This is a genomic window from Streptomyces sp. SAI-127 (genome assembly GCF_029894425.1).
Classification (GTDB): Bacteria; Actinomycetota; Actinomycetes; order Streptomycetales; family Streptomycetaceae; genus Streptomyces.
In genome coordinates, this window is sequence record NZ_JARXYJ010000001.1 from 1,043,443 (window position 1) to 1,068,429 (window position 24,987).

The 24,987-nt window shown below is 71.9% G+C and carries 22 protein-coding genes and 1 pseudogene; 14 read left to right on the forward strand and 9 right to left on the reverse strand.

Going from position 1 to position 24,987, the window contains the following annotated elements; genetic code table 11:
- Positions 1-90 precede the first annotated feature (90 nt).
- Complete coding sequence (locus M2157_RS05045) at positions 91-1,059, forward strand: NAD(P)-dependent oxidoreductase (RefSeq protein ID WP_280864554.1); 969 nt, start codon at positions 91-93, stop codon at positions 1,057-1,059.
- Complete coding sequence (locus M2157_RS05050; RefSeq protein WP_280864555.1) at positions 1,056-2,483, forward strand: GntP family transporter; 1,428 nt, start codon at positions 1,056-1,058, stop codon at positions 2,481-2,483. The genes M2157_RS05045 and M2157_RS05050 overlap by 4 nt, the downstream gene beginning before the upstream one ends.
- Before the next feature lie 510 nt (positions 2,484-2,993).
- Here the strand turns inward: M2157_RS05050 and M2157_RS05055 are convergent.
- Positions 2,994-4,172: pseudogene (locus tag M2157_RS05055) on the reverse strand (acyl-CoA dehydrogenase family protein); the annotation flags it as partial.
- 219 nt (positions 4,173-4,391) lie between these two features.
- Between M2157_RS05055 and M2157_RS05060 the strand changes: the two are divergent.
- From M2157_RS05060 to M2157_RS05090, 7 genes are all read left to right on the forward strand, one after another.
- Entirely contained in the window at positions 4,392-5,216 is an 825-nt protein-coding gene (locus M2157_RS05060; RefSeq protein ID WP_280864556.1) for an enoyl-CoA hydratase-related protein, read from the forward strand.
- Between the two features lie 141 nt (positions 5,217-5,357).
- Positions 5,358-5,975, forward strand: coding sequence for a hypothetical protein (locus M2157_RS05065; RefSeq protein ID WP_280864558.1), 618 nt, complete (start codon positions 5,358-5,360; stop codon positions 5,973-5,975).
- Positions 5,972-8,566 carry a putative PEP-binding protein gene (locus tag M2157_RS05070; protein WP_280864559.1) on the forward strand — a complete coding sequence of 865 codons (2,595 nt, stop codon included), beginning with the start codon at positions 5,972-5,974 and terminating at the stop codon, positions 8,564-8,566. Before M2157_RS05065 ends, M2157_RS05070 begins: the two co-directional genes overlap by 4 nt.
- Positions 8,563-9,693, forward strand: a complete 1,131-nt coding sequence (locus tag M2157_RS05075) for an acyl-CoA dehydrogenase family protein (protein ID WP_280864560.1) — start codon at positions 8,563-8,565, stop codon at positions 9,691-9,693. Before M2157_RS05070 ends, M2157_RS05075 begins: the two co-directional genes overlap by 4 nt.
- 69 nt (positions 9,694-9,762) lie before the next feature.
- Entirely contained in the window at positions 9,763-10,182 is a 420-nt protein-coding gene (locus tag M2157_RS05080) for a zinc ribbon domain-containing protein (RefSeq protein ID WP_280864561.1), read from the forward strand.
- On the forward strand, positions 10,179-11,333 hold the full coding sequence (locus M2157_RS05085; RefSeq protein ID WP_280860588.1) for a thiolase family protein: 1,155 nt from the start codon (positions 10,179-10,181) through the stop codon (positions 11,331-11,333). Before M2157_RS05080 ends, M2157_RS05085 begins: the two co-directional genes overlap by 4 nt.
- Positions 11,334-11,354: 21 nt before the next feature.
- The gene (locus tag M2157_RS05090; RefSeq protein ID WP_280864563.1) at positions 11,355-12,059 is read left to right on the forward strand and encodes an SDR family NAD(P)-dependent oxidoreductase; all 705 of its coding nucleotides are present in this window, start codon (positions 11,355-11,357) and stop codon (positions 12,057-12,059) included.
- A gap of 59 nt (positions 12,060-12,118) precedes the next feature.
- On the opposite strand, the gene M2157_RS05095 is transcribed toward M2157_RS05090, so the two are convergent.
- The gene (locus M2157_RS05095) at positions 12,119-12,772 is read right to left on the reverse strand and encodes a TetR/AcrR family transcriptional regulator (protein WP_280860590.1); all 654 of its coding nucleotides are present in this window, start codon (positions 12,770-12,772) and stop codon (positions 12,119-12,121) included.
- Between the two features lie 120 nt (positions 12,773-12,892).
- Between M2157_RS05095 and M2157_RS05100 the strand changes: the two genes are divergently transcribed.
- Positions 12,893-13,504, forward strand: a complete 612-nt coding sequence (locus M2157_RS05100) for a TetR/AcrR family transcriptional regulator (protein WP_280860591.1) — start codon at positions 12,893-12,895, stop codon at positions 13,502-13,504.
- A 44-nt stretch (positions 13,505-13,548) separates the two neighbouring features.
- Here M2157_RS05100 and M2157_RS05105 read toward each other — a convergent pair whose 3' ends face one another.
- From M2157_RS05105 to M2157_RS05115, 3 genes are read right to left on the reverse strand one after another with little or no spacing between them, the layout of a single operon-like run.
- Entirely contained in the window at positions 13,549-14,964 is a 1,416-nt protein-coding gene (locus tag M2157_RS05105) for a 2-oxo acid dehydrogenase subunit E2 (protein WP_280864564.1), read from the reverse strand.
- Positions 14,961-15,986 (reverse strand): alpha-ketoacid dehydrogenase subunit beta, encoded by a 1,026-nt coding sequence (locus M2157_RS05110; RefSeq protein WP_280860593.1) that lies wholly within the window; start codon positions 15,984-15,986, stop codon positions 14,961-14,963. The genes M2157_RS05105 and M2157_RS05110 overlap by 4 nt, the downstream gene beginning before the upstream one ends.
- A 5-nt stretch (positions 15,987-15,991) precedes the next feature.
- Positions 15,992-17,002, reverse strand: coding sequence for a thiamine pyrophosphate-dependent dehydrogenase E1 component subunit alpha (locus tag M2157_RS05115; protein ID WP_280864565.1), 1,011 nt, complete (start codon positions 17,000-17,002; stop codon positions 15,992-15,994).
- 340 nt (positions 17,003-17,342) lie between these two features.
- On the opposite strand from M2157_RS05115, the gene M2157_RS05120 reads away from it, so the two are divergent.
- The 4 genes from M2157_RS05120 to M2157_RS05135 all read left to right on the forward strand — a co-directional run bounded on the left by M2157_RS05120 (position 17,343) and on the right by M2157_RS05135 (position 21,595).
- On the forward strand, positions 17,343-18,611 hold the full coding sequence (locus tag M2157_RS05120; RefSeq protein ID WP_280864566.1) for an aromatic ring-hydroxylating dioxygenase subunit alpha: 1,269 nt from the start codon (positions 17,343-17,345) through the stop codon (positions 18,609-18,611).
- A 29-nt stretch (positions 18,612-18,640) separates the two neighbouring features.
- Complete coding sequence (locus tag M2157_RS05125; protein WP_280860597.1) at positions 18,641-19,432, forward strand: SDR family NAD(P)-dependent oxidoreductase; 792 nt, start codon at positions 18,641-18,643, stop codon at positions 19,430-19,432.
- Between the two features lie 37 nt (positions 19,433-19,469).
- Entirely contained in the window at positions 19,470-21,206 is a 1,737-nt protein-coding gene (locus M2157_RS05130; protein ID WP_280864567.1) for a PEP-utilizing enzyme, read from the forward strand.
- A gap of 74 nt (positions 21,207-21,280) precedes the next feature.
- On the forward strand, positions 21,281-21,595 hold the full coding sequence (locus tag M2157_RS05135) for a putative quinol monooxygenase (protein ID WP_280860599.1): 315 nt from the start codon (positions 21,281-21,283) through the stop codon (positions 21,593-21,595).
- A gap of 50 nt (positions 21,596-21,645) precedes the next feature.
- Here the strand turns inward: M2157_RS05135 and M2157_RS05140 are convergent, their stop codons facing one another.
- The 4 genes from M2157_RS05140 to M2157_RS05155 are packed head-to-tail and all read right to left on the reverse strand — an operon-like array spanning position 21,646 to position 24,633.
- Complete coding sequence (locus tag M2157_RS05140) at positions 21,646-22,689, reverse strand: NADP-dependent oxidoreductase (RefSeq protein WP_280860600.1); 1,044 nt, start codon at positions 22,687-22,689, stop codon at positions 21,646-21,648.
- Positions 22,690-22,693: 4 nt separating this feature from the next.
- The gene (locus M2157_RS05145; protein ID WP_280864568.1) at positions 22,694-22,912 is read right to left on the reverse strand and encodes a transposase; all 219 of its coding nucleotides are present in this window, start codon (positions 22,910-22,912) and stop codon (positions 22,694-22,696) included.
- A 3-nt stretch (positions 22,913-22,915) separates the two neighbouring features.
- Positions 22,916-23,242, reverse strand: coding sequence for a 2Fe-2S iron-sulfur cluster binding domain-containing protein (locus tag M2157_RS05150; RefSeq protein ID WP_266512634.1), 327 nt, complete (start codon positions 23,240-23,242; stop codon positions 22,916-22,918).
- Positions 23,227-24,633 (reverse strand): aromatic ring-hydroxylating dioxygenase subunit alpha, encoded by a 1,407-nt coding sequence (locus M2157_RS05155; protein ID WP_280864569.1) that lies wholly within the window; start codon positions 24,631-24,633, stop codon positions 23,227-23,229. Before M2157_RS05155 ends, M2157_RS05150 begins: the two co-directional genes overlap by 16 nt.
- Positions 24,634-24,987 lie beyond the last annotated feature (354 nt).

The window sequence follows — 24,987 nt, forward strand, 5'->3', positions numbered from 1 at the left end:
CACCCCTGCGCCCCTGCGTCATCCCCGTGCAGCGGCCCGCTCTGTTCCGCCGGGGTCCTCCCCGCCCCGCTCGTCCTCAGGAGGACAAAGATGTCTGCGCACCCCCGTCCCCGCACGGCCGTCATCGGCCTGGGCGCCATGGGAATGCCCATGGCGCGCCGGCTGGCCGGTGAACTGGCCGTGTCCGTCTACGACATCGCCGCCGACCGGCGAGCCGCGATCGCCGCTTCCGAGGGGGCCCGGGACGCCGCGTCCCCGGCCGAGGCAGCTCGTGACGCCGACGTCGTCGTACTCGCCGTACGCGACCAAGTGCAGGTAGAAGGTGCCCTGTTCGGCGCGAACGGGGCCGCCGAGGCCCTTCGCCCCGGCGCGGTCGTGATTCTCACCAGCACCGTCGGCCCCGAGGCGGCCCGCTCCACCGCGGCGCGGCTCGCCGAGCACGGTGTGCTGATCGTGGACGCGCCGGTCAGCGGTGGCCCGGTGCGCGCCGGAAACGGCGATCTGCTGATCGTCGTGGGCGCCGAGGACGCGGCGCTGAAGACGGCCCGGCCGGTCCTCGACCTGCTTTCCTCCACCCTCACGGTCGTCGGCCCGCGCCCCGGCGACGGGCAGGCCATGAAGGCCGTCAACCAGCTGCTCGCCGGGGTGCACATCGCGGCCGCCGCCGAGGCGATCGCGCTCGCCCGCGGGCTCGGGCTCGACCCGGGCACGGTCGTGGAGAGCCTCAAGCACGGGGCGGCGGGGTCGTTCATGTTCGCCGACCGCGGGCCGCGCATGGTCCAGACGTACGAGGACGGCGCCGAGGTCGAGGTCAGGTCGCGGCTCGACATCTTCGTCAAGGACATGGGCATCGTCACCGGCATCGCCAGGGACGCCCACGTCCCGGTGCCGCTCGCCGCCGCGGCCGAACAGCTCTACCTGCTCGGCGAGCGGGCCGGACTCGCCGCCCGCGACGACTCCTCCGTCGTCACCGTCCTGTCCCCCAAGTCGCCGGAAATATCAGCAGAAACAGCCCCTGCGGCATTCCCCGCAGCTTCCCCGGAAGGAGAGGGCCGATGAGCCACACCGCCCTGCTCACCATCGCGGTCGCCGGTGTGGCGACCCTGCTGCTGCTCATCCTCAGAGCCAAGGTGCAGCCGTTCGTGGCGCTGGTCGTCGTCAGCATCGGCGTCGCGCTCGCCGCGGGCGTGCCCGCCGCCGACCTGGTGAAGACCATCGAGGACGGCATGGGCGCCACCCTCGGCCACATCGCCACCATCATCGCCCTGGGCGCGATGATCGGCCGGATCATCGAACTCTCCGGCGGCGCCCACGCGTTCGCCCACTCCCTCATCGAGAAGTTCGGGTCCCGGCGCACCCCGCTCGCCCTGACCGTCGCCGGGTTCGTCCTCGGCATCCCTGTCTTCTTCGAGGTCGGTCTGATCATCCTGATGCCGATCGCGTACGGCGTCGCCCGCGCCGCCCGCAAGCCGCTGCTGATCTACGCGCTGCCGATGGCCGCCGCGATGCTCACCGTGCACGCCTTCCTGCCGCCGCACCCGGGCGCGGTCGCGGTGGCCGCGACGATCGGTGCCAGCCAGGGCCTGATGCTGCTCCTCGGCCTGCCCGTCACGGCGGTCGTCGCGTTGCTCGGCTACTTCGTGTCCCGCCGCCTGACGCGCCGCGAGTACCCGATGGACCCGGCGGTCCACGCGGAGGTGTACGGCGAGCCGGAGGCCGGATACGGAGGTGGCGGCACACCGGCTTCTGTGCCGGACGGCCACGGCACCGCCGTGCTCACCAAGCCCGCCCCGTCCCAGACCGGCGTCCGACCGCCGTCCTTCGGCATGGTCCTGGCGCTGATCGTGACGCCGATCCTGCTGATCCTCCTCGGCACGATCGGCCAGAACGCGCTCGCCGAGGGCTCCACCCTGCGTGCCGTCCTGACCGTACTCGGCGCCCCGATGGTGGCCCTGCTCATCGACGTCGCCCTGTGCGGCTGGTTCCTGGGCGCCCGGCGCGGCTGGGACCGCGGGCGCATCGCCGAGGTCATGGGCTCCGCGCTGCCGCCCGTCGCGATGGTCATCCTCGTCGCCGGAGCGGGCGGTGTCTTCGGCAAGGTCCTGGTCGCCAGCGGCATCGGCGACGCGATCGCCGACGTCCTGGACCGCACAGGGCTGCCCGTGCTGGTGCTCGGCTTCCTGACCGCCCTCGCCCTGCGCGCGGCCCAGGGCTCGGCGACCGTCGCCCTCATCACGACCGCCGGCATCCTCACCCCGCTGCTGCACCGCGCCGACCTGTCGACCGGTCAACTGTCCCTGGTCGCCCTGGCGATGGGCGCGGGTGCGCTGACGCTGTCCCACATCAACGACGCCGGGTTCTGGATGTTCACCAAGCTGGCCGGTCTCGACGTGGCGGCGGGCCTGCGCACCTGGACGGTCCAGACGACCGTGATGGGCTGCGCCGGTTTCGTCCTGACCGCGGCGCTGTGGCCGCTGGTCTGACACCTGGCCCCACGCACGGATCCGCCCGCCCGAGCCCCGACCGGCCCGGGCGGGCGGATGTCCGTCGCCGAGGCCCGTCGCGGTGCACTCGGGACGGCCCACCCGCGGGGTTGTAGTCAATGAGCAGAAACTACGGCCGCGGGTGACGGCCCCTCAGGATCCGGCAGTTCCAGCAGCCCCGGCAGATCCGGCCGATCCGTCGCCCCCGGCGGCCCCGGCGGTCCCGGCGGCCCCCGCGGCTCCGACGATCCCGGCGGCTCCGACAGGCCCGGCAACCCCGGCGACCCCGGCGGCTCCGGCGACCCCGACAGGCTCGGCGACCCCGACCGCCCCGACGGCCCCAACAGGCCCGGCGACCCCTGCGACCCCGACCGCCCCGACGGACTCAACAGGCCCGGCGACCCCGACCGCCCCGACGGACTCAACAGGCCCGGCGACCCCAGCGACCCCGGCGGCTCCAGCGGCTCCGGCGACCCCAGCAACTCCGGCCGGACGAGGCTGCCGGTACGGCTTCACCACGCGGCGGGCGATGGCGAACCGGTGGGTCTCGGACGGGCCGTCGTAGATCCGGAACGGCCGCACCTCCCGGATCAGCCGCGCCAGCGGGGCGTCCGAAGCCGAGATGCCGAGCGCCCCGCAGATCTGCACCGACCGGTCGACCACCCGGCCCACCGCCTCCGCCACGAAGACCTTGGACACCGAGGAGAACTGCGCGGCGGCCCTGGAGCCGGTGTCCAACTCCCATGCGGTACGCCAGATCAGCGCGCGGCTCGCCTCGATGTCGATCTCGGAGTCGGCGAGCATCTGCTGCACCATGCCGAGGTCCCCCAGCAGTGAGCCGAAGGCCTCGCGGCTCCCCGCGTGCTCGAGCGCGACGTCCTGGGCGCGACGTGCGGACCCGAGCCAGCGCATGCAGTGCGTCAGCCGGGCGGGGCCGAGGCGGACCTGGGCGTTCTCGAAGCCCCGGTCCACCTGGCCGAGCACCTGTTCCTCGGCGACCACGCAGTTTTCGAACACGATCTCGCCGTGACCGGCGAAGAAGCTCTCGTCGAGGGTGTCGATGTTCCTGACGATGCGCATACCGGGGGTGCCGGCGTCGACGAGGAACATGGTCGCGCCGCCCGGACTGCCGGGGCCGCCCTCGGTGCGGGCCATCACGATGGTGAAGTCGGCACCGCCGGCCCCGGTGATGAACCACTTGTGCCCGTCGATGCGCCAGCCGCCGGGAACCCGCACGGCCGTCGTCCGCAGCGCCCGGGGGTCGGCGCCGGCGCCGGGCGCCGGCTCGGTCATCGCGAAGCAGGAACGGTACTCACCGGCTGCCAGCGGGCGCAGATAGCGCTCCTGCTGCTCCTCGGTAGCCACCTTCTCCAGCAGGTGCATGTTTCCCTCGTCAGGGGCCGCACAGTTCAGTGCCAGCGGGCCGAGCACCGAATACCCGGCGGCTTCGAACACCACGGCCTGCCCCCGCAGGTCCAGGCCGTGTCCGCCCCACCGCTCGGGAAGGTGCGGCGCGAAGACGCCCGCCTCACGGGCGCCCTTCTGCAGGGTCTCCCGCAGCGCGTGCGGAGCGTCGTGAACGGAACCGCCGCACCCGCGCTCGGCCGGGATCACCACGTCGCGGACGAACTCGGCGGTGGCCTCAGCGAGCCGGGCGACGGACGGATCGACATCGAACTGGATCGGCATGGTTCCTCCGGCCGACGGGCGTACGGGCGCCGGTGCCCGTCGCGTCGTAGAAACTGTACAACGGGTCAAGTATCTTTCCCGAGGGGTGAGAGCGATCCTCTTCCGCACAGCCCTCATTTGTGACCAGAAGAGGACCTGGGGTCACCGAAACTTTAGGGCGGGCCCAGTATGTGAGCCCGATCCCCGACGAGCTGCGCCAACGATGGGAGAAGACCTCCGATGAGCACCCAACCGGTCCGGGTCGTCCGCCACTCCGACGGGATCGTGGAACTGTTGCTGGACGATCCCGGCCGCGGAAACGCCCTGGACCTTCCGACCGCCGAGGCGCTGCGCGACGCGGCCTCCGACCTCGCCCGCGACCCCGGCGGCGCGGTCCTGCTGCGGGCGGCGGGCGGGAACTTCTGCGTCGGCGGTGACCTGCGCGCCTTCGCGGGCCGGGGCACGGAGACCGGCCCCTATGTGCACGCGGTCGCGACCGCGTGCCACGCGGCCGTGCGGACCCTGCACGAGCTGCCCGTGCCGGTGGTGACCGCCGTGCGCGGTGCCGCGGCGGGCGGCGGAGTAGGTCTCGCACTGACGGGCGACATCGTGGTGGCGGCCCGCTCGGCACGCTTCCGGCTGGCCTACACGGCGATCGGGCTCACCCCGGACTGCGGCGCGTCCTGGGTGCTCCAGCGCCTGCTGGGCCCACGCCGGGCCGCGGATCTGATCCTCACCAACCGGGTGCTGACCGGCGACGACGCCGAGGGATGGGGCCTGGTGTCCCGGGTCGCGGAGGACGCCGAACTGGACGACACGGCCTACCGGACGGCCGCCGCCCTGGCCGCGGGATCACGGGACGCACTGCGGGCCGCGAAGGCGCTGTTGCGGGCCGGATCCGAAGCGCCGCTGGAGGAGCAACTCGCCGAGGAGGCGCGCTCCATAGCCGTCCTGGCGGGCGGCACGGAGGCCCAGGGCGCGATGGAGTCGTTCCTCGCCGCCCGGTCCCGCGCCAGGGCGGCGGCCGAGCGGTCGGCGGACCAGGAGTCGCAAAGTGTTTCTTGAGTTCCTCTTCACTAACAGGGTCGGTGGAGCGTAACCTCCGGGCAACACAGATCGCAGTTCCCTGCGACCCGGCATCCGTCGCCGCGCGGCCTGAGTCCGCGCCCCCACAGGAACAAAGGTGTGGAGATGCATTCTGCTGCCGTGGAGCGGACAGACACCATCGATCCGTCCCTCGCCGACGCCGTCATCGACCTCGTCCTGCGCGGCATGTGGCGCGGTACGCAGGAGTCCGCGCACCGCCCGCTGGTCGACGCCGGGCTCGCCATGGTGAAGGGGCCGATGGTCCTGCCCACCGAGTCCGCCAAGCAGGCCGCCGCGCAGATGCTGCGGATCCCGGTCGGCTCCGGGCACGAAGCGCAGATCACCGCGGTCTACGAGGCGTTCCTGCCGGTCAACAGGCGGATCCGCGAGGTCTGCACGGCCTGGCAGTGCCGCCCCGACGGCAGCGTCAACGACCACGGCGACAGCGTCTACGACGCCGAGGTGCGCGAGATGCTGGAGGACGTGCACGAGGCCATCCAACCGGTACTTCGCAGGCTGGAGCGGCTGCTCGCGGACAGCGGCCGGTATCTGACCGGATTGGAGGAGGCTCTCGACCGGTTCGACGACGGCGACCGGCAGTGGCTGGCCTCCCCCCTGTGCGACTCCTACCACACCGTGTGGATGCGGCTTCACCAGGAACTGCTGCTGGTCCTGGGCATCAGCCGCGCCGAGGACGAGGCCCGCGAGGAGCAGCTCGTCCGAGGGAGCCAGGGGTGAACCTCACCGACCGCCGCCCCGGCGTCGACGCGCCGCAGCAGACCCCCGGCCTCGCCCTGGTGCCGTACGGCCAGGGACGGACCCGCGGACTGGACGCGGACGCGCTGGGCACGCACGGCGTCGCGATGGACCGGCTGGTGGCCCTCGGGCTGACGGTGGTGCCGGGGCTGACGGTGCCCGCGGGCGCCGCGGCCTCGCTGGGCGAGCCCGGCACCGCCCGTGCGGCCGTCGAACTCGTCGAGCAGTTGGCCGGGCGTCGCATCGGCGATTCCGCCAGACCGCTGCTGCTGCGGCTGTCGGCGAGCGCGCCGGCGGACATCGCGGGGCTGCCGCCCGATCTCGCCTGTCTCGGAGTCACTCCCGACAGCGCCGGCGACCTGTGCACCGTCATCGGCCGCGCGGACGCGCTGGACGAGGTCTGGGCGGCCACGGTGCGGATGATCGCCGAGTACGGCCTCGACGTACCGGCCGCGCTGCTGGACGACGCCCTTCTCGACAGCCCCGCGCCCCGCGCCCGCGTCGAGGCACTGCTCTCCCTGGTCGCTCGACATGCCGCGCGGCCCTTCCCCGACGACCCGGCCGAGCAGCTCGCGCTGGCCGCCCGCGCGGTCCTCGCCCGCTGGGACTCGCCGCGCGCCCGAAGGGCACGCAAGGCGCAGAAGCTTCCCGCCGACCTGGACATCGCGCTGCACGTCCAGGCGCTGCGCATCGGTCCCGCCGACCGCTCCGGCTACGGCACGGCGGTCAGCCGCCACCCCGAGACGGGCCGCTTCTCGCCGCAGGGCTCGTTCTTCCGGGGCGTACGCCGCAGCGCACCGCCCCCGCACCCCGGCGAACCGCTGGAGAAGCTCGCGCAAGGCACGGTGCTCCTCGAGCATGCCCTGCTCACTCTCGAACGCCATCTGCACGCACCCGTGTCCGTCGACTTCGAGGTGCGCGACGGCGAGGTCTCGCTGCTCGCCGCCTCGGCGCAGAGCCGCCCGCCACTGCGCGCCTCGGTGTGCCTGGCGGTCGACCTGGTCCGTGACGGCGCCCTCGACAAGGACGCGGCGGTACGCCGGATCGGCCCCGCCCAGGTGCAGGAACTCCTGCATCCCCAGCTGAAGTTGACCGGCGACGAGGAACTCCTGGCACGGGGTCTGCCCGCGTCCCCGGGCGCCGCGACGGGCACGGTCGCACTGTCCAGCGAACGCGCCCTCGAACTGGCCGCCGAGGGCGCGCACGCCGTCCTGGTGATGCACGAGACCACACCGGCCGACGTCCCCGGGATGCTGGCCGCCACCGCGGTGCTGACCGGCAGCGGAGGCATCGCCTCGCACGCGGCCGTGGTGGCGCGGGGCGCCGGCAAGCCGGCGGTCTGCGGGGTCGAGGGGCTGCGGCTGGACAAGGCGGCCGGCACGGTACGGATCGGGGAGCGAGTGCTGCGCGAGGGCGACGCGGTGTCGCTCGACGGCCGTACCGGCGCGGTGTACGCCGGAACGCTCAGTGTCAGCGTCGCCGGACCGCCGCCGGAGCTGTCCACCCTGCTCGAGTGGGCGGACGACTCGCGGCGGCTCGGGGTACGGGTCAACGCCGACACCGCGGCGGAGGTGACCACGGCCGTCGCGCTGGGCGCGGAGGGGGTGGGCCTGTGCCGTACCGAGCACCAGTTCCTCGGCGACCGGCTGCCCCTGATCCGCAGCGTCATCCTGGCCGCCGACCCGGATGCTCGCGACGAGGCGCTGCTCGCCCTGGAGCACGCACAGCACGAGGACTTCAAGGCGCTGCTGGCCGCGGTCGGGGACCGCCCGGTGACCGTACGTCTGCTGGACGCCCCCCTGCACGAGTTCCTGCCCGCTCCCGGCGAGGCCGGGGACGCGGCGGCGGAACAGCGGGCCGCGTCGCTGCGCGAGGCCAACCCCATGCTCGGGCTGCGCGGGGTACGCCTGGCGCTGCTCCACGAGCGGCTGTACCCGGCGCAGGCGGAAGCCCTCTTCTCCGCCTGGGTGGAGGTCGCCGCCACCGGCGTCCGCCCCCAGCTGGAGGTGATGATCCCGCTGGTCAGCCTGCCGGAGGAACTTGAGGTCGCCGCCGCTTTCGTGCGCGACGCCGCCGAGACGGTGGCCGCCCGCACCGGGGTCCGGGTGCCGTACCGGCTCGGCACGATGATCGAGACGCCGCGCGCCGCCCTGCTGGCCGCCGAACTGGCCGAGCACGCCGAGTTCTTCTCCTTCGGCACCAACGACCTCACCCAACTCACCTACGGGTTCTCCCGGGACGACGTGGAGCGCCAGGTGCTCGCCTCCTACCAGGAGCGTGGATTCCTCACCGCCAGCCCGTTCGCCCGGCTCGATCCGCACGGCGTCGGCGCGCTGATCGCCCTCGCCCTGGAAAGGGCCAGGAGCGTACGGCCGGACATCAAGCTCGGCGTGTGCGGTGAGCACGGCGGGGACCCCGAGTCGATCGCGTTCTGCGACGACGTCGGACTGGACTACGTCTCCTGCTCCGCGCACCGCGTGCCGGTGGCCCGGATGGCGGCGGCACACAGCGCGCTGCGCGAAAGCGGAAGCGGTAGCGGTAGCGGAAACAGCGAGAACGGGACACCGGCATGACGACCACCATGACCGGCCCCGCCGCCGGAACGACCGAGGCCTCGGAGGCCGAACTCGAGGATCTGCGCGCGACCGTGCGGTCCGTGTGCGCGGACGCGGGCGGCATCGCCGCGGTGCGCCGGTTCGACGAGCACGCCCCCGGCATCGACGCCGCCCTCTGGGACACCCTCGGCCGGCAGGTGGGTCTCGCGGCCCTCGGACTGCCGGACGCGGTGGGAGGCGTCGGCGGCCTCGCGGAGATCGCCGTGGTCTGCGAGGAACTGGGCAGAACGCCGGCCGCCGTGCCGCTGCTGTCCTCCACCGTGCTGGCCGGGCAGGTGCTGGCCGGCTGCGGTACGGCCGAAGCACCGCTGGCGGCGGTGGCAGAAGGCACGGTGCACGCACTGGCCGTGGCCGCGCCCGACGGCGTGTGGCGGCCGGACGCCGTGCCGGTCGGCGTCACCTGGCAGGGCAGTACCCCGACGCTGCACGGCATCGCACCCTTCGTGCTCGACGGCGCCGACACCGAGGCCCTGGTGGTCGCGGCCGCCGGCCCCGACGGCGTGGACCTCTTCCTCGCCGACCCGCGCGGGCCGGGCGTGACCGTCCGCCGGGTGCCCACCCTGGACCTGAGCCGGGGCCAGGCCGTGGTCACCTTCACCGCAGCCCCGGCGCGTGCGCTCACCGCCGGGGGCGAGGGGACGGAGGTCGTCACCCGCGCCCTCGACGTGGCCTTCGTGGCGCTGGCCGCCGAGCAGCTCGGCGGGGCGCAGGCGGCCCTGGACATGACGGTGGCCCATGTGCGGGACCGCACGCAGTTCGGCCGGGCGATCGGCAGCTTCCAGGCGATCAAGCACACCTGCGCGGACATGCTGCTCCAGGTCGAGTCCGCCCGGTCCGCGGTGGTCCGGGCGGTACGGGCGGCAGGGTCGCCCGAGGCGCTCGCGGAGGCCGCGGCGGTGGCGCAGTCCTGGTGCGGCGAGGCGTTCACGTTCGTCGCCGCCGAGTGCGTCCAGTTGCACGGCGGGATGGGCTTCACCTGGGAGCACGACGCGCACCTGTACTTCCGGCGCGCGCAGTCGGACGCCGTGCTGCTGGGCGGCGCGGCCCACCACCGGGAACGACTCGCCGGGCTGCTGAGCTGGTGACCGCAGGACGGAAGCGACCGGTGACGTCGGGAAGGGCCGACCGGTGACGGCAGAAAGAAGGCGGGCGGCATGACCACCAGACTCATCGACGAGACCCTCTTCGACGGCGCGGATCCGCCGCGCCTCGTGGGCGCGCGCTGCACCGGGTGCCGCACCGTCGTCTTCCCCCGGCAGGACTCCTGCCCCAGGTGCTCGGACGGAGCGATGGCCACGCACGTACTGCCGGACAGTGGCGCGATCTGGTCATGGACGGTGCAGTCGTTCCGGCCCAAAGAGCCCTACCGCCCACCGGCCGAGGGCCACCGGCCGTACGCCCTCGGCTATGTCGACCTGGGGGAGATCCTCGTCGAGGCACGCCTCGACATACCCCGCCGGCTGATCCGGATCGGACTGCCGGTCCGGCTGACCACGGTGGAGGCGTACCGCGACGAGGACGGGACCCAGGTCCTGACCTTCGCCTTCGGCCCGGCTGCCGAGGACGAGCGATGAGCCGCTCCGACGAGGTCTACGTCGTCGGATGCGGCATGCATCCTTTCGGCCGGGACGAGAGCGTCAGCGGTATGGACATGGCCGAACGGGCGATACGGGAGGCGCTGGCCGACGCCGGGGTCGCCTGGGCGGACATCGGGTACGCGGCCGGCGGCTCCGACGTGTCCGGCAAGCCCGACACCCTGGTGGGCCGTCTGGGGCTGACCGGAGTTCCGTTCGTCAATGTGCAGAACGGCTGCGCGACCGGCGCCTCGACGGTGCTCGCCGTCGCCAACGCGCTGCGGGCGGGCGAGGCGTCGCTCGGACTCGCCGTCGGCTTCGACAAGCACGAGCGGGGCGCGTTCCATGTCTCCGCGGCCCGTTACGGGCTCGGCGACTGGTACGCGGAGACCGGGATGATGTTGACGACCCAGTTCTTCGCGCTGAAGACGCAGCGGTATCTGCACGAGTACGCCATCCCTGAGCGGACGTTGGCGACGGTGGCGGCACGCGCCTTCCGCAACGGCTCCCGCCACCCCCTGGCCTGGCGGCGCAAGGAGCTGACCGAGGAGGAGATCCTCGGTTCCGCCGAGGTCAGCCCGCCGCTCACCCAGTACATGTTCTGCTCTCCGGGCCAGGGCGCGGCGGCGCTGGTCCTCGCCCGCGGCGACCGCGCCTTCGATCTGTGCGAACGGCCGGTGAAGCTGGCCTCGTTGGCCTTCAGGACCAGACGGTTCGGCTCGTTCGAGGTGTTCGCTCCGTGGCTGCCGCCGGGACCGCACCGCAGCCCCAGCGTGGACGCGGCCGAGGCCGTCTTCCGCGGCGCCGGTCTGGGGCCCTCGGACGTCCAGGTCGCGCAGTTGCAGGACACCGACAGCGGTTCCGAGCTCATCCACCTGGCGGAGACCGGGCTGTGCGGGCACGGCGAGCAGCCGAAGCTGCTGGCCTCGGGTGACACCGAGCCCACCGGCCGGATCCCGGTCAACACCGACGGCGGCTGCCTGGCCGGCGGCGAGCCGGTGGGCGCGTCCGGGCTGCGCCAGTTCCACGAGGTCGTACGGCAGTTGCAGGGCCGCGCGCCGGGGGTGCAGGTGCCCGGCGGTCCCCGGGTGGGCTTCACCCATGTGTACGGGGCGCCCGGGATCAGCGCCTGCGCGGTGCTGACGGTCTGACCGCAGTCGAAGGGAATCGCCATGAGCGAGAACAGGACCGCCCTGGTCACCGGCGGCGCTCGCGGGATCGGCGTGGAGATCTGCCGGCAACTCGCCGAGCGGGGGCTGCGGGTACTGGTCGCGGCACGGCAGCGGGAGGCCGCCGAGGAGGCGTGCCGCACCCTTGGCCTGGGGACGCTGCCGCTGGCCCTGGACGTGAGTTCCGCGAAGAGCGTCACCGAAGCGGTGCGGGAGGCCGCAGGGCTGACCGGCGGTGGGGTGGACGTACTGGTGAACAACGCGGGAGTGTCCCTGGACGGCGAGGTGCGGCCTCCGTACGTCGACGAGGAGGTCCTGCGTGCCACCCTGGACGTCAATCTCGTGGGCGCCTGGCGGGTGGCCGAGGCCGTCGTCCCGGGCATGGTGCGGGCAGGCTACGGACGCGTGGTCAACCTCACCAGCTCGTACGGCTCCCTGGCGCTGATGGATTCCGGCCGGCACCCGGCCTACCGCGTCTCCAAGACCGCGCTCAACGCCTTCACGCGGATGCTCGCCGGCGAGCTGTCCGGCACGGGCGTCCTGGTCAACGCGGCCGACCCCGGCTGGACCCGCAGCGGCATGGGCGGTCAGTCCGCCCCGCGCGGTCCGGAGGAGGGCGCGGACACGCCCGTCTGGCTGGCGACGCTCCCCGACGGCGACGAGACGACGGGCGGGCTGTTCGCCGGCCGTCGGCCCCTGCCCTGGTGAACCAGGTCTGCCGGCCGCTGCCCTGGTGACCGGCTCCGCCGAAACGGGACCGCGGGCGGTCAGGCCGGTGCGGCAGTGCTCCCCTGGTCGGCGGCGACGATGCGCAGCGCCAACGCCCTGACGGCCTCCTGCACGGACCGGGACGGCAGCTCCGACAGCGGCCCGCCCTCCGCCCGCAGCGCGGTGACGAGGATGGTCGTACTGATCAGCGTGCGTACGGCAAGGGCCTGCGACGCATGCCGCGACTTGGCCGCCCGCGGGTTGCGGGTGGTGCCGTCCGGCAGATAGTCGTACGCCCGCTGGATGTGCCGCTGCTCGAACTCGTCGCGCAGCGCCTTGAGGTTGCCGTTGGCGGAGGCGACCTGGACCTGGTAGAGCCGGGCCTCGTCCGGGTTCTTCTCCACCCAGTCCCACACGGCGTCGATGACCCGTACCAGGCCCTCGGCGTCACCCGGCTCGGACTCCGGCCGGGCCGCCTCCACGACCGCGTTCAGCTGGTCGAAGACCCGCCGCATGGACAGTTCGAGCAGCTCCTCCTTGCCGGCGAAGTGGTAGTAGACGGCCGTGGGCACCACCTGGGCCTCGTCCGCGATGTCCTGCACGCTGGTCTCGGCGAAGCCGTTGCGCCCGAACACCCTGACCGCGGCCGCGATGATGTGCTGCCGCCGCGAGGGACGGTGGGCCGGTTGCTTGCCGTTCTGCTTCGTGGCCATGCTGCTCCCTGTACGCCCGACGGTACTCACCATGCTATCCAGTAACTCCGCCTGGTCGGGACCGTAATTCCTGGTGTCCCGGCGGTACGGGCACAGAAGGATCCCGGCATACTTGACACCATGACTACATCCGGAACCCGCGCCGCTCACCGCCCCTCGCGCAGGCAGTGGGTGATCGAGGCGGCCACGGAGCTGTTCGCCACCCAGCCTCCGGACGAGGTGACGGTGGCCGACATCGCCGCGCGGGCGGAGATGACGTCGGCCGCGGTGTACTACCACTTCTCCTCCAAGGACCAGGTGCTCGTGGAGGGCATGCGGGTGTTCGCCGCGGCGCTGCGTGAGCAGGTGGAGACGCTTGCGGAGAACCACGCGCCGGGCACGGACGTCGGTCCTGCCGTCACGGCGCTGGTGGCCTGGCTGGGCGAACACCGCTCCGCCGCCACGGTCTTCTTCGTGTCCTCGGCCGGCATGAGCCAGGAGGCGGAGGCGCTGCGCCACGAGGTCCGCACGCAGTTGCTGGAGGACCTGGTGCGGCTGGTCCGCAAGGCCACTCGGCCGGTGACGGACGCGGAGGCGGCGGTGATCGGCCTGGGTGTGCTGGCGCTGCTGGAGACCGCGGCGATCTCCCAGGCGCGGGGGGACGACGCCTACCGCTCCCTGGGGCACCGCTCCTTCCTCCGCGAGGTGGGCCGCCTCGCGGAGCGGATCGCCGATCCGGTGGCGGAGGGCTGAGCGCTCCGCCGGAAGGATGGGGCCGCGGGCTCCCGCGGGCGACGTCAGACCAGCAACCGCAACGGCTTGCGCAGCAGTTCACCGACCGTGCGCAGGTACTCGGCCGCCGGAGCCCCGTCGACGGCACGGTGGTCGAAGGTGAGGCTCAGGGTGAGCACGCGCGTCCGCCGCGGCTGGTCGTCCACCCACTCGACGCCGTCCCTGAGCCTGCCCACGCCGAGGATGGCCACGTTGCCGGGATTGACCACGGGGGTGAAGAAGTCGACGCCGTATCCACCCAGTGAGGTGACGGTGAAGGTGGCACCCTCCAACTGCGCCGGAGAAATCCGGCCGGCGCGGGCCTTCTCGGCCAACTCCCGTGAGCAGCGCGCCATTTCGGGCAGCGGCAGGTCCGCCGCGTCCTGGATGACGGGGACGAGCAGGCCGTTCGGCACCGCGACCGCGAACCCGAGGTGGATGTCCTCGAACAGATGGATGCCGTCGTCGAGCACTCCCGCGTTGAGCAGCGGGTGTTCCCGCAGGGCCAGTGCGGCGGCCTTCATCAGGAAGTCGCCCAGACTGGGCACCGGCAGGTCGCTGTCGGCCCACTCCTGTTTCAACTGGGCCCGCAGGGCCACCACGGCGTCCATGCGCACTTCGTAGCCGTGTGTCAGCTGCGCCATCTCCTGGAGGCTGGCGTGCATCCGGCCGGCGATGATGCCGCGCATCCCGGTCAGCGGGACGACGTCCCCGGGCTGTGGCGACGCGGTGGCCTGGCGGGCGGGCGCCGGAGTCGGTGCGGCCGCCGGGGTGACGGCGTCGAGGTCGGCCCGTCTGATACGCCCGCCCGCACCGGTGGGCCGTACGTCCGCCAGGTCGATGCCCCGTTCCTTCGCCAGCCGGCGGACCAGGGGGGAGGTGGGGGTCACCGGGTCCGACGGGAGGACGACGGGCGGCTGCGCCGCCGAGGCGAGCAGGTACTCCTCCACGTCCTCGGAGACGATCCGGCCACCGGGCCCGGTGCCGCGTACGGCGGTCAGGTCGACGCCGGTCTCGGCGGCCACCCGCCGGGCGTTCGGGGACGCCAGGAGCCGGCCCCCCGAGCCGTTGAGCCCACCGCTGCCGTTGAGGGACACCTCCACGGGGGGAACTGCTGCGGCAGCCGACACCGCGTCCGCCGTGCCGGCGTCCACAGGCCCGGTGGGCACAGGCCCGCCGGATCCCGGCAGCGACTCCCCTTCGGCCAGCAGCCAGCCGATCAGTGCCCCTGCCGGAAGGGTCGCCCCGGCCTGGACCACGGGGTGGAACAGGCCCCCGGCCTCCGCCTCGACGTCCACGTCGACCTTGTCGGTGGCCAGCCGCAGCAGCGCGTCGCCTTCCGCGACGAAGCCGCCGGTCGGCACGAGCCACTCGTCGATCGTGCCTTCCTGCATGGTCAGGCCGATCTTCGGCAGCAGAACCTCGACCGCCACTTCGGTCACGACCTTTCGAGGAGACGACGGCAGCCCTGCACGATGCGGGCCTGGTCGGGCACGTAGGCCTTCTCCAGCACCGGGGAGAACGGCACCGGGGAGAAGGGCGCGCCGATGCGCAGGACCGGAGCGTCCAGGTAGTCGAAGGCCGCGTCCTGGATCTGGGCGGCGATCTCCCCGCCGAGCCCGCCGAAGGTCACGGCCTCGTGGACCACGAGGACCCGGTTGGTGCGGCGCACGGAGGCGATCATGGTCTCGGTGTCCAGGGGCTGCACGGTACGCGGGTCGATGACCTCGACCTCGATGCCGTCGGCTGCCAGTTCCTCGGCCGCCGCGAGGGCCTCGCCCACCATGCGGCCCAGGGCGATGACGGTGACGTCGGAGCCGTGCCGTGCGGTGTGGGCCTGGCCGAGCGGGATGCCGTAGATCTGCTCGGGCACCTCGCTCTTGCTGCCCAGCAGGACCTTGTTGAGCATGACGACGACCGGGTTGTTGTCCCGGATCGCGGAGACGGTCAGGCCCTTGGCGGTGTACGCGTCGCACGGCATGACGACCTTGAGGCCGGGGACGTGCGCTAGCCAGGCCTCCAGGCTCTGGCTGTGCTGGGCGGCGGCGCCGAGGCCCGCGCCGGACGCGGTGGTGATGGTGAGCGGCACGGAGACCGAGCCGCCGAACATGTACTTCATCTTGGCGGCCTGGTTGACGATCTGGTCCAGGCAGACGCCGATGAAGTCCATGAACATCAGGTCGACGACGGGGCGCAGTCCCCGGGCGGCGGCGCCCACGCCCAGGCCGACGAGCGCGGCCTCGGAGATCGGGGTGTCGATCATGCGGCGGGGGCCGAACTCGTCGAGCAGGTTGTCGAACATGCGGAAGACACCGCCGTACCCGGCGACGTCCTCCCCGGCGACGAAGACGTTCTCGTCCTCGCGCATGACCTGCGCCAGGCCCTCGTTGAAGGCTTTGACGTAGGTGAGCTTGCGGGCCGTGCCGTCCGGGGTGGCGGCGGGCGCTTCTGAGACAGTGGTCATGGCGGTTACCCCGAGTAGACGTTGAGCAGCAGGTCGGCGGTGTCGGGCAGCGGGCTGGCCTCGGCGTACGCGATGGCCTCGGCGATCTCGTCGCGGGTGCGCTGCCAGGTGTCGTCCAGCTCGGCGCGGGTGGCGGTGCCGTCGGCGAGGGCGCGGGCTTCCAGCAGGTCGATCGCGTCGCGGGCCTTCCACTCCTCGACCTCCGCGTCCGAGCGGTAGGGGTGACGCAGTCCCTTGACGCCCTGGTGGTCGTAGTAGCGGTAGGTCTTGGCCTCGATGAACATGGGGCCCTCGCCGGCCCGGGCGCGTGCGACGGCGTCGAGGGTGGCCTGGTGGACGGCGAGCGCGTCCATGCCGTCGACGATCACGCTGGGCATGCCGTAGGACGCGGCCCGCTCGGCGACGTCGGTGATCAGCATGTGCTTGGACTGCGGGGTGAACTCGGCGTAGCCGTTGTTCTCGCAGATGAACAGGACCGGCAGCCGCAGGATGGCGGCCATGTTGGCGCCCTCGTGGAAGCTGCCGATGTTGGTGGCGCCGTCGCCGAAGAAGGTGACGGCTATGTTGTCCTCGCCCCGGTACTGGGCGGCGAAGGCGGCGCCGACGGCGATCGGGACGCCGGCGCCGACGATGCCGTTGGCGCCGAGCATGCCGAGGGAGACGTCGTTGATGTGCATGCTTCCGCCGCGGCCGAGGCAGGCGCCGGTGACCCGGCCGTACAGCTCCGAGTACATGTGCTTGAAGCTGACGCCCTTGGCCACGGCGTGTCCGTGTCCCCGGTGGGTGGAGGTGATCTGGTCGTCGTCGCGCAGGGCCGCCATCACGCCCGCGGCCACGGCTTCCTGACCGACGTAGAGATGCAGGAAGCCCGGCAGTTTGCCGGCCTCCATGAGCTTTCCCGCCTCGGTCTCGAACAGCCGGATGCGCACCATGCGCTCGTGCAGATCCCTGACGACCTGCGCGGATGTGTGGTTCGTGGCCGGATCGGCCGACTTCTTCGATGCCCTTTGAGCCATCGTCCGCCCCTTCGCCCCGAGCGAGGTGTTTCCAGCAATCGGACTTTGTTGTGCCGGTCTACAGTAACCAGCAGCGGGCACGTTACTGGAGAGGTTCTCTAATTACTATGCCTCGGTCCGACCATGCGAGAGTGACTGGAGCCGCTCCCTAGAAAGATCGAACTGGTTTTGGAACCCTTTGCCCCGGGTGAAGGTGATGTGACCTGCGGTATACCGACCGGCAAGTTACGCAGTTTCTATTGACAGACACCACTAACCCCTGTTGTCGTGTCGCTCACAGCCCGGCCGCCGCACCTGAAGCCCCTCGCCGGTTCGCGGCTGAGAGGATTGTGAGGACATCGTGGTCCAGACCAGTTCACCGGAGCTCCGGGAGACAGGTGCCGATCGCCGGCCGCCCCCGGCTCCCGAGTACTCCTCGTGGATCAGCCAGGACCGGTCCACCGATGCCGCCGCCGTGGCGATGCGGCAGGAAGCCGCCGAGCTCGTCGAGCGCGTGCTGGAGCACTACCGCAACAACACGACGCACCAGGCGGACGGCCAGTGGACGGAACCCGTCGCCAACTACCTCGACGCCGACCGCTGGCACCGGGAGATGGACGCCGTCCACCGGACCGTCCCGCTGCCGCTCGCCATGTCCGCCGAACTCCCCGGACCGAACACCTACAAGGCACTCGACGTGCTCGGTGTGCCGGTGCTGATCACCCGGGACCGGCAGGGCACCGTACACGCGATGATCAACGCCTGCCGGCACCGCGGGGCCAAGCTGATCGAGCCGGGTTGCGGGGTCTCCAAGCGGCTGACCTGCCCCTATCACTCCTGGTCCTACGACCTGGCCGGTGAACTGCGGGGCGTGTACGCCGAGAAGACCTTCGGCGACGTGCCCCGCACCGGGCGCGGTCTCGTACGGCTCCCGGCCGGGGAGCGCGCCGGCATCGTCTTCGTCTCACTGGACCCGGCGGCCGAGCCGGACCTCGACGCCTGGCTCGGGGATCTGCAGCCGCTCCTCGAGGGGCTGCGCCTCGCGGACTGCCATCACTACTCGACCAAGGAGCTGACCAGTCCCAACTGGAAGGTCACGCTCGACGGCTATCTGGAGACGTACCACTTCGCCTCGCTGCACCCGAAGACGGTGTTCGAGACCAACCTCTCGAACATGATGGCGCACGACACCTGGGGCGCTCACCAGCGCATCGCACCGGCCCTGCGCCCCATCGCGCAGGCGGCCGAGCTGCCCGCGGACATGCGCGATCCCGGAGACTGCGTCGGAGCCATCTACTGGCTCTACCCCGGTCTGGCGATCGCGGGCGGCTGGCGTCACAAGATCGCCGTGTCCCTGGTGCTCCCCCGGACGGCCACCGAGTCGGTGACCCAGCAGATCATCCTGCTGCGCGACCCCGCGGTGACCGAGGAGGAGCGGCACGCCGCCGACAAGTTCGGCGAGTGGTTCCACGAGGTGGTCCGCGACGAGGACTACGCGACCACCTACGGAGTACAGCAGGGGCTTGCGGCCCTGAACGGGACCGACTTCGTCTTCGGACGCAACGAACCCGGACTCCAGCACTTCCACCGCACCGTTCACGGACACCTGGACAGCAGAGCCGCCAGGTGACGCACCGACAACCCTCGCAGGAGAACAACATGGTGGCTACGGGCAGCCTCGACGGACGTGTCGCGGTGATCACGGGCAGCACACGCAGTATCGGCCGCGCCATCGCCGAGGCCTTCCTGGCCCACGGCGCGACGGTCGTCATCAGCGGCCGCAGCGAGCTCAAGGGCAAGCAGGCCCTGGAGGAGCTGGACGCCGGGGACAAGGCGGTCTTCCACCCCTGCGACGCCAACAGCCAGGCGGACATCGAGGCCCTCGCCGACTTCGCCGCCGAGCGCTTCGGCCGGCTCGACATCTGGGTCAACAACGTCGGCGGCACCTCGGGCTTCGCCCCCGTCCACGAGCTCAGCGACGAGGCCTGGCACGCCGCCCTCGACCTGAACCTCAACGCCTACTTCTACGGCACCCGCCGCGCACTGCCGACCATGCTGGCGGGCGGCTGGGGGCGCGTCATCAACATCTCGTCCGTCGAGGGCAAGCAGGCCAACAAGCCCGCGATCAGCCACTACATCACCAACAAGCACGCCATCCACGGCCTGACCAAGGCGACCGCCTTCGAGTACGGCACCCAGGGCATCACCTGCAACGCCATCTGCCCCGGCGCCGTCGACACCGACCTGATGCGGGCCGCGGGTCCGGCGGCGGCCGAGGCCGAGGGCATCTCGTACGAGGAATGGCTGGGCCGCTTCGCCGAGCACGCCGCCACCAAGCAGATCACCACCGTGGAGCAGGTGGCCGCGGTCGCCTCGCTCCTCGCGAGCGACGCCGGCGCGGGCATCACGGGCACGCTGATCAGCGTGGACGGCGGAACGGCGCAATGGTAGAGACCGGCACCGACACGGACAGCAGGAGATCCTCGGCATGAAGAGCTGGATCACGGACGGGCGCCGCAGCGAGCGGCTGCCCCACTACACCCGCGCCAACGCGGGCGAGACCCTGCCGGAGCCCGCCAGCCCACTGGGCTGGACCCTGGTGTGGGGACGCGGGCTGCAGGGCTGGCGCCGCGGCTTCGTCGGGTTCGGCATCTACCGCGAGGAGGAAGTGGCCGGCCCCTGGCCGCCGTTCGCCGGAATGTTCGGCGGGTACTTCTACCTCAACCTGTCGCACATGCGGCTGTTCGGCATCCGTATGGGGCAGACGGCGGACCAGATCGACACGGCCTTCGTCGGCCAGCGCTCCGACACCCCTGTGTACGTGGCGCATCCGGAGGACGAGGACGCGGAACTGACGGCCAAGGCCGGGGCGACGGTCCAGCGGATGCTGGGACAGACCGGCTTCCCCGAGGCCGACGCCGACCAGGAACGGCTGCGCCGGATCCGGCGCGAGCGGCCCGACCTGACGCGGTTGTCCGCCGCGGAACTCGTGACACACGCCCGCTCGCTCCTCGACGAGGTGGAGACCACCTTCCAGCGGCACGTCGAGTCGTCGCTGCCGGCGTCCGTCGGACCGGCCATCCTCGGCCCGCTGTGCGCGGGTCTGGACCGGCCCGGCGCCATGCTGGACCTCATCGGCGGTCTCGGTGACGTCGACTCGGCCTCCCCCTCCACCGGGCTGTGGGCACTGTCCCGCCAGGTGGTGGCCTCGGCCGAGCTGACCGCGCTGTTCGACGGGGGTACGGCGGCGGTGGAGCGGGCGCTCGACGGGGCGAGCGGGGACGTGAAGGCGTTCCGGGACGCCTTCGAGGAGTTCCTGGCCGCGTCCGGAGACCGGGGCCCCAACGAGTGGGACATCCACGCGCTGTCCTGGGAGGCCGCGCCCGTCCAGGCCCTGGCTCTCGTCGACCGCATCCGGCACAGCCCGGACGACGACTCCCCGGCCGAGCGCCACCGTCGGCTGACCGAGCGCCGCGAACGGCTCGCGAAGGAGATCCGGGAGGCCCTCCCCGAGGACGTCCAGCCGGTGTTCGACGCCGGGATGCACGCCTCCCAGGTGTGGATCCCGGCCCGCGAGCGGACCAAGGCGAACTGCGTGACCGTCATCAACGAGATCCGGATGGCGGTCCGGGAACTGGGCCGCCGCGGGGTCGCGGCGGGCCTCTTCGCCCAGCCCGAGGACGTGATGATGCTGCTGGAGAGCGAGCTCGACGACTACGTCGCCGACCCGGGCCGCTTCGGCCCCGTCATCGCACAGCGGCTTCGGGAGTACGCCGGACTGCGGGAGCTGGAACCGCCGTTCTTCGTCGCCCAGGACGCCCAGACGGAGATCGACACCTGGCCGCGGCGCAGCGAGGACGGGATCACGTCCGCCGGTGAAGGCGATGTGCTGACGGGCGTGGGCGGCAGCCAGGGAACCTACACCGGCCGGGTGCGGGTGGTCACCGACCCGGCGTCGTGCGAGGCGCTGGAGCCGGGCGAGGTGCTGGTGGCGCCGATCACCGACGCGGCCTGGACGCCGCTGTTCCTGGTCGCCGGGGCCGCCGTGGTGGACGTGGGCGCGCTCAACAGCCACGCCGTCGTGGTCTGCCGGGAGCTGGGCATCCCGGCCGTCATCTCCGTCGAGGGCGGTACCCGGCGGCTGCGGGACGGCATGGTGATCACGGTCGACGGCACCAAGGGCACGGTCACCGTGGACGGTGTCCCGGCGGCACTCGCCATCTGAACGGCCCACGGGCCCGTCGTTCCTTCCTGACAGAGGGCGGCGGGCCCATGGGCGTGAGTACGGAAAGGACCACCGTGGCAGAGGAAATCATCGTCGCCGGCTGGATGGACTACGAGCCCGCGGACCGCGGCACGATGCTGGGCCACCTCGTCGAGGTCGGAAAGCGCACCCGTGAGGAGGAGCCCGGCTGCCTCGACTACGCCATGACGGCCGACCCGACCGACGAACGCCGGATCCGGGTGTACGAACGGTGGGCGTCCCAGCAGGCCCTGGACGAGCACTTCACCACGGCGCATATCAAGGACTTCCGGGCGGCCACGGCAGGGCTGACGCGGGTGGGTGTCTCCATGGAGGTCTTCAGCATCGGGGCGAGCCGCACCATGCGATAGACGTACGGGCATGCCGGGGGGCGTCGGCCGCGCGGCCGACGCCCCCTGAACTATGCGCGGCTGTACGGGTCTTCGGCCAGCCGGACCAACATCTTGCCGACGTTGCCACCGTCCAGCAGCGCCAGCAGGGCACCGGCCGCGCTGTCGAGGCCGTCCGTCACCGTCTCGCGGGCGGTGATGCGGCCCGAGCGGAGCCAGTCGGCGACACGGCTCTCGAATTCCGGCCGCAGGTCGTCGTGGTCGCGGACGATGAAGCCGCGCAGGGTGATCCGTTTGAGGACCGCCTGGATCAGCTGGTTGATGTCGGTGGACCGCCGCTCCCCGCCGAACTGCGACATCATGCCGCACAGGGCGACCCGGCCGCCCGTCCGCAACGCGTGCAGAGCGGCGGCGAGTTGCTCGCCGCCCACGTTGTCGAAGTAGACGTCGATGCCGTCTGGCGCCAGTCGGGCCAGCGCGTCACGCACCGGCTCGGCGCGATAGTCCGCGGCGGCGTCGTAGCCGAACTCCTTCACCAGCAGGGCGCACTTGTCCGGCCCTCCGGCGGTTCCGACGACGCGCTCCGCGCCCAGCAGCCGGGCGAACTGTCCGGCCGCGCTGCCCACGGCCCCGGCCGCCGCCGACACGAAGACGGTGTCGCCGGGCCGCACCTCGGCGATCCGCGCAAGCCCGACGTAGGCGGTGAAGCCGGTCTGTCCGAGCAGCCCCAACCACGTGGGCAGCGGGGCGAGTCGCGGGTCGATGCGGCCCGCGGCGTCGGTGTCCGCGGGGTCGAGCACGGCCCACTCCCGCCAGCCGAGCTGGTGGCGTACGAAGGTGCCCGGCGGCACGGAGGCGCTGCGGCTCTCCTCCACGACACCGAGGGCCCGGCCGTCCAGCGGCGATCCGGGCGTGAAGTTGTGCGTGTAGTGCTTCTCGGTGCTCTCCAGGCGCCCGCGCATGGACGGGTCGACGCTCATGTAGAGGTTGCGGACGAGCAGCTGTCCCTCGTTCAGGGGCGGAAGCGGGCGCTCCTCGACGGCGAAGTCCGCGAGGGCCGGCTCCCCGTCGGGCCGGCGCACCAGGCAGACCACGCGGGTGGTACGGGGCGGCACCGGCTCACGCCTCCGGCGGTGTGGCGCCGCGCCGCTGGGCGAGACGGCCCACCCAGCCGGCCATCTGGAGGTCGGCGTGGCGCAGTTCGCCGGACTGCCAGCGGGCCTGGAAGTCGAAGATGCCGCGGGCTCCGGTCCGTGGGTCGGTCACCTCGACCAGCCCGTCCTCGGTGAGCCGGTACACCTGCCCGGTCAGCGGATGGGTCACTTGCTTGGCGCTCACGGCTCACTCCTGCGGTCTGCGGCGTACGCCGCGTTTGGTCACGGTCACCGGGCCCTCGACCCGGAGCCGGCAGGCGAGCCGGGTCAGGCCGTCCACCGGCCTGCGCAGGGCCTCGATGCCCTCGCGCTCCAGCGGGCCCACGGGAGAACAGTTCTCGGCGCCCTCCTCGACCTGGACGAAGCAGGTGCGGCAGGTGCCCTTGCCGCCGCAGACGGTGGGCCAGCGGTAGCCGAGCCGCTGAGCGGCACTGAACAGGTCCTCGCCGTCGCGCACTTCGATCTCGACGTCCGAGGGCCTGACCGCCACGGTGTGGGTCACTTGTTCATCCACCGGTCGAGCGTCTGGTTGAAGTGGCGGATGCGGCTCTCCTGGTAGTTGGACAGCGTGATGCCCGGCTTGCGCATCGCCTTCAGGCCCTGCTGGACATAGGGCAGGTTCTCGCAGTCCTGGTCGAAGACCGGCCCGAGCACGCCGAGTTCGGGGATGTCCGCGAAGAGCATGTCGTCCGGCACCCAGCGGATCTTGACCGGGGGCGGCATCTCGCCGGGCTGCTTCGGGGCCGACATGAAGATGATCTCCGCGGTGCAGGAGTCGGGGTCGAGGCCGTGGGGCCGGAACCGGTAGATGATGTTGGACTTGGCGCCGCCCCAGGGGTTGAAGTTGGGGAACAGCAGGTAGTTGATGGCGTCCAGCAGTTCGGTGTCCGCGGTCTGCGAGAAGTCCTGGTGCGAGGTGGCCGCCAACTGATCGCGCATCCGCTGGGCGAGGACCTGGCGGGCGGTGCCGCCGGGCGGGATCGAAGGCAGCTCGTCGCCCTCCTGTATCACCAGATCCCGGCCCTGGGCCGCCGCGTAGAACGCACGGGAGTCGTAGAAGGTCTCCAGGACGTCCTCCTCCGTGACGGAGTCGGCCACATGGGGGCTCGGAGCGCCCTGGATGTTGATCATCCTGTTCCAGTTGGGCTGGTCCGCCATCACGTCGTACTGGGAGTTGGCGTCGGCCAGCCACGGCAGCATCTGCGGGTGCGTGGCGATCACATGGAAGGACTCGATGAACGCGTCCTGGGCGACCTTCCAGTTGCAGGGCAGCACCTTGGCGATGTGCAGCGACTTGTAGCGGTTCTCCAGCGGCCAGATGTAGTAGTCGTCGAAGGTGCCGCGGTAGCTCTCGAAGGACTCGGCGTACGGGTCCATGTTGATGAAGACGAAGCCGCGCCAGGTGGCCACCTGGGCCTCGGGCAGCGAGAACTTCTCGGGGGCGACATGCGGGAAGTCCCAGGCGCAGGGCGGACTCTGCATGCTGCCGTCGAGGTTCCAGGCGAAGCCGTGGAACGGGCAGCGGAACTCGCCGACGTTGCCGCCGCTGGTGCGCAGCTTGCGTCCGCGGTGCAGGCAGACGTTGACGAACGCGCGGATCTCCTCGGGTGCCGTGCGCACGACGATCAGCGAGTCGTCACCGATCTCGTAGATCTCGTGGTCGCCGACCTCGGGGATCTCGCTCTCCAGGCAGGCGAACTGCCACACGCGCCGCCAGACCTGTTCCATCTCGCGTTCGGCCCAGGCGCGGGAGGTGAAGCGGGCGGCGTCGATGTCCTCGCTGCCGATGTGGTCGTTGTGGTCGAACCTCAGCGCCTTGGGGACCGGCCGGCTGTCCCGGTCGAGATAGTCCTGGACGCTGGGTCCGGGGCACCGCGCCGTGCCCGTCTCCGACGTATCGTCCATCTTCGCTCCTCCGACAGAAACTTTAGAGTGAGTGTAGTTATCGATCGCGGCCAGGAGCAACACTCGGGGCATCACCCAAGCGACGTTCACCTTGAATTAGTGGTGACCTACCTCTCCCCAAGCCGGTCGGGGCGTGTCACACTCCGTCGCATCCGAGGCTGTAGAGCCTCAAAAGTTTCTCCACGGCCAGAGGTGGCGTTGCGCCCCTTCTCGGCCACAGCGCCGCCCGGTCATCCCGACGGCCCGCGCCGTTCCCCACGACGGCGATCCACACAGCTTTCGATCACCATGCGTGCCGTCCCGGACCGGGCGGCAACGGATCCCGCCTGACAGAGCCGGCCGCCGCGGACGCAC

Excerpts from the sequence above, each read along its gene's own strand:
- M2157_RS05095 (WP_280860590.1), bottom strand. The coding sequence starts at position 12,772 with ATGGCCACGAAGCAGAACGGCAAGCAACCGGCCCACCGTCCCTCGCGG.
- M2157_RS05060 (WP_280864556.1), top strand. The coding sequence starts at position 4,392 with ATGAGCACCCAACCGGTCCGGGTCGTCCGCCACTCCGACGGGATCGTG.
- M2157_RS05130 (WP_280864567.1), top strand. The coding sequence starts at position 19,470 with ATGAAGAGCTGGATCACGGACGGGCGCCGCAGCGAGCGGCTGCCCCAC.
- M2157_RS05075 (WP_280864560.1), top strand. The coding sequence starts at position 8,563 with ATGACGACCACCATGACCGGCCCCGCCGCCGGAACGACCGAGGCCTCG.
- M2157_RS05115 (WP_280864565.1), bottom strand. The coding sequence starts at position 17,002 with ATGGCTCAAAGGGCATCGAAGAAGTCGGCCGATCCGGCCACGAACCAC.
- M2157_RS05100 (WP_280860591.1), top strand. The coding sequence starts at position 12,893 with ATGACTACATCCGGAACCCGCGCCGCTCACCGCCCCTCGCGCAGGCAG.
- M2157_RS05045 (WP_280864554.1), top strand. The coding sequence starts at position 91 with ATGTCTGCGCACCCCCGTCCCCGCACGGCCGTCATCGGCCTGGGCGCC.
- M2157_RS05110 (WP_280860593.1), bottom strand. The coding sequence starts at position 15,986 with ATGACCACTGTCTCAGAAGCGCCCGCCGCCACCCCGGACGGCACGGCC.
- M2157_RS05155 (WP_280864569.1), bottom strand. The coding sequence starts at position 24,633 with ATGGACGATACGTCGGAGACGGGCACGGCGCGGTGCCCCGGACCCAGC.
- M2157_RS05125 (WP_280860597.1), top strand. The coding sequence starts at position 18,641 with ATGGTGGCTACGGGCAGCCTCGACGGACGTGTCGCGGTGATCACGGGC.
- M2157_RS05085 (WP_280860588.1), top strand. The coding sequence starts at position 10,179 with ATGAGCCGCTCCGACGAGGTCTACGTCGTCGGATGCGGCATGCATCCT.
- M2157_RS05080 (WP_280864561.1), top strand. The coding sequence starts at position 9,763 with ATGACCACCAGACTCATCGACGAGACCCTCTTCGACGGCGCGGATCCG.
- M2157_RS05090 (WP_280864563.1), top strand. The coding sequence starts at position 11,355 with ATGAGCGAGAACAGGACCGCCCTGGTCACCGGCGGCGCTCGCGGGATC.
- M2157_RS05050 (WP_280864555.1), top strand. The coding sequence starts at position 1,056 with ATGAGCCACACCGCCCTGCTCACCATCGCGGTCGCCGGTGTGGCGACC.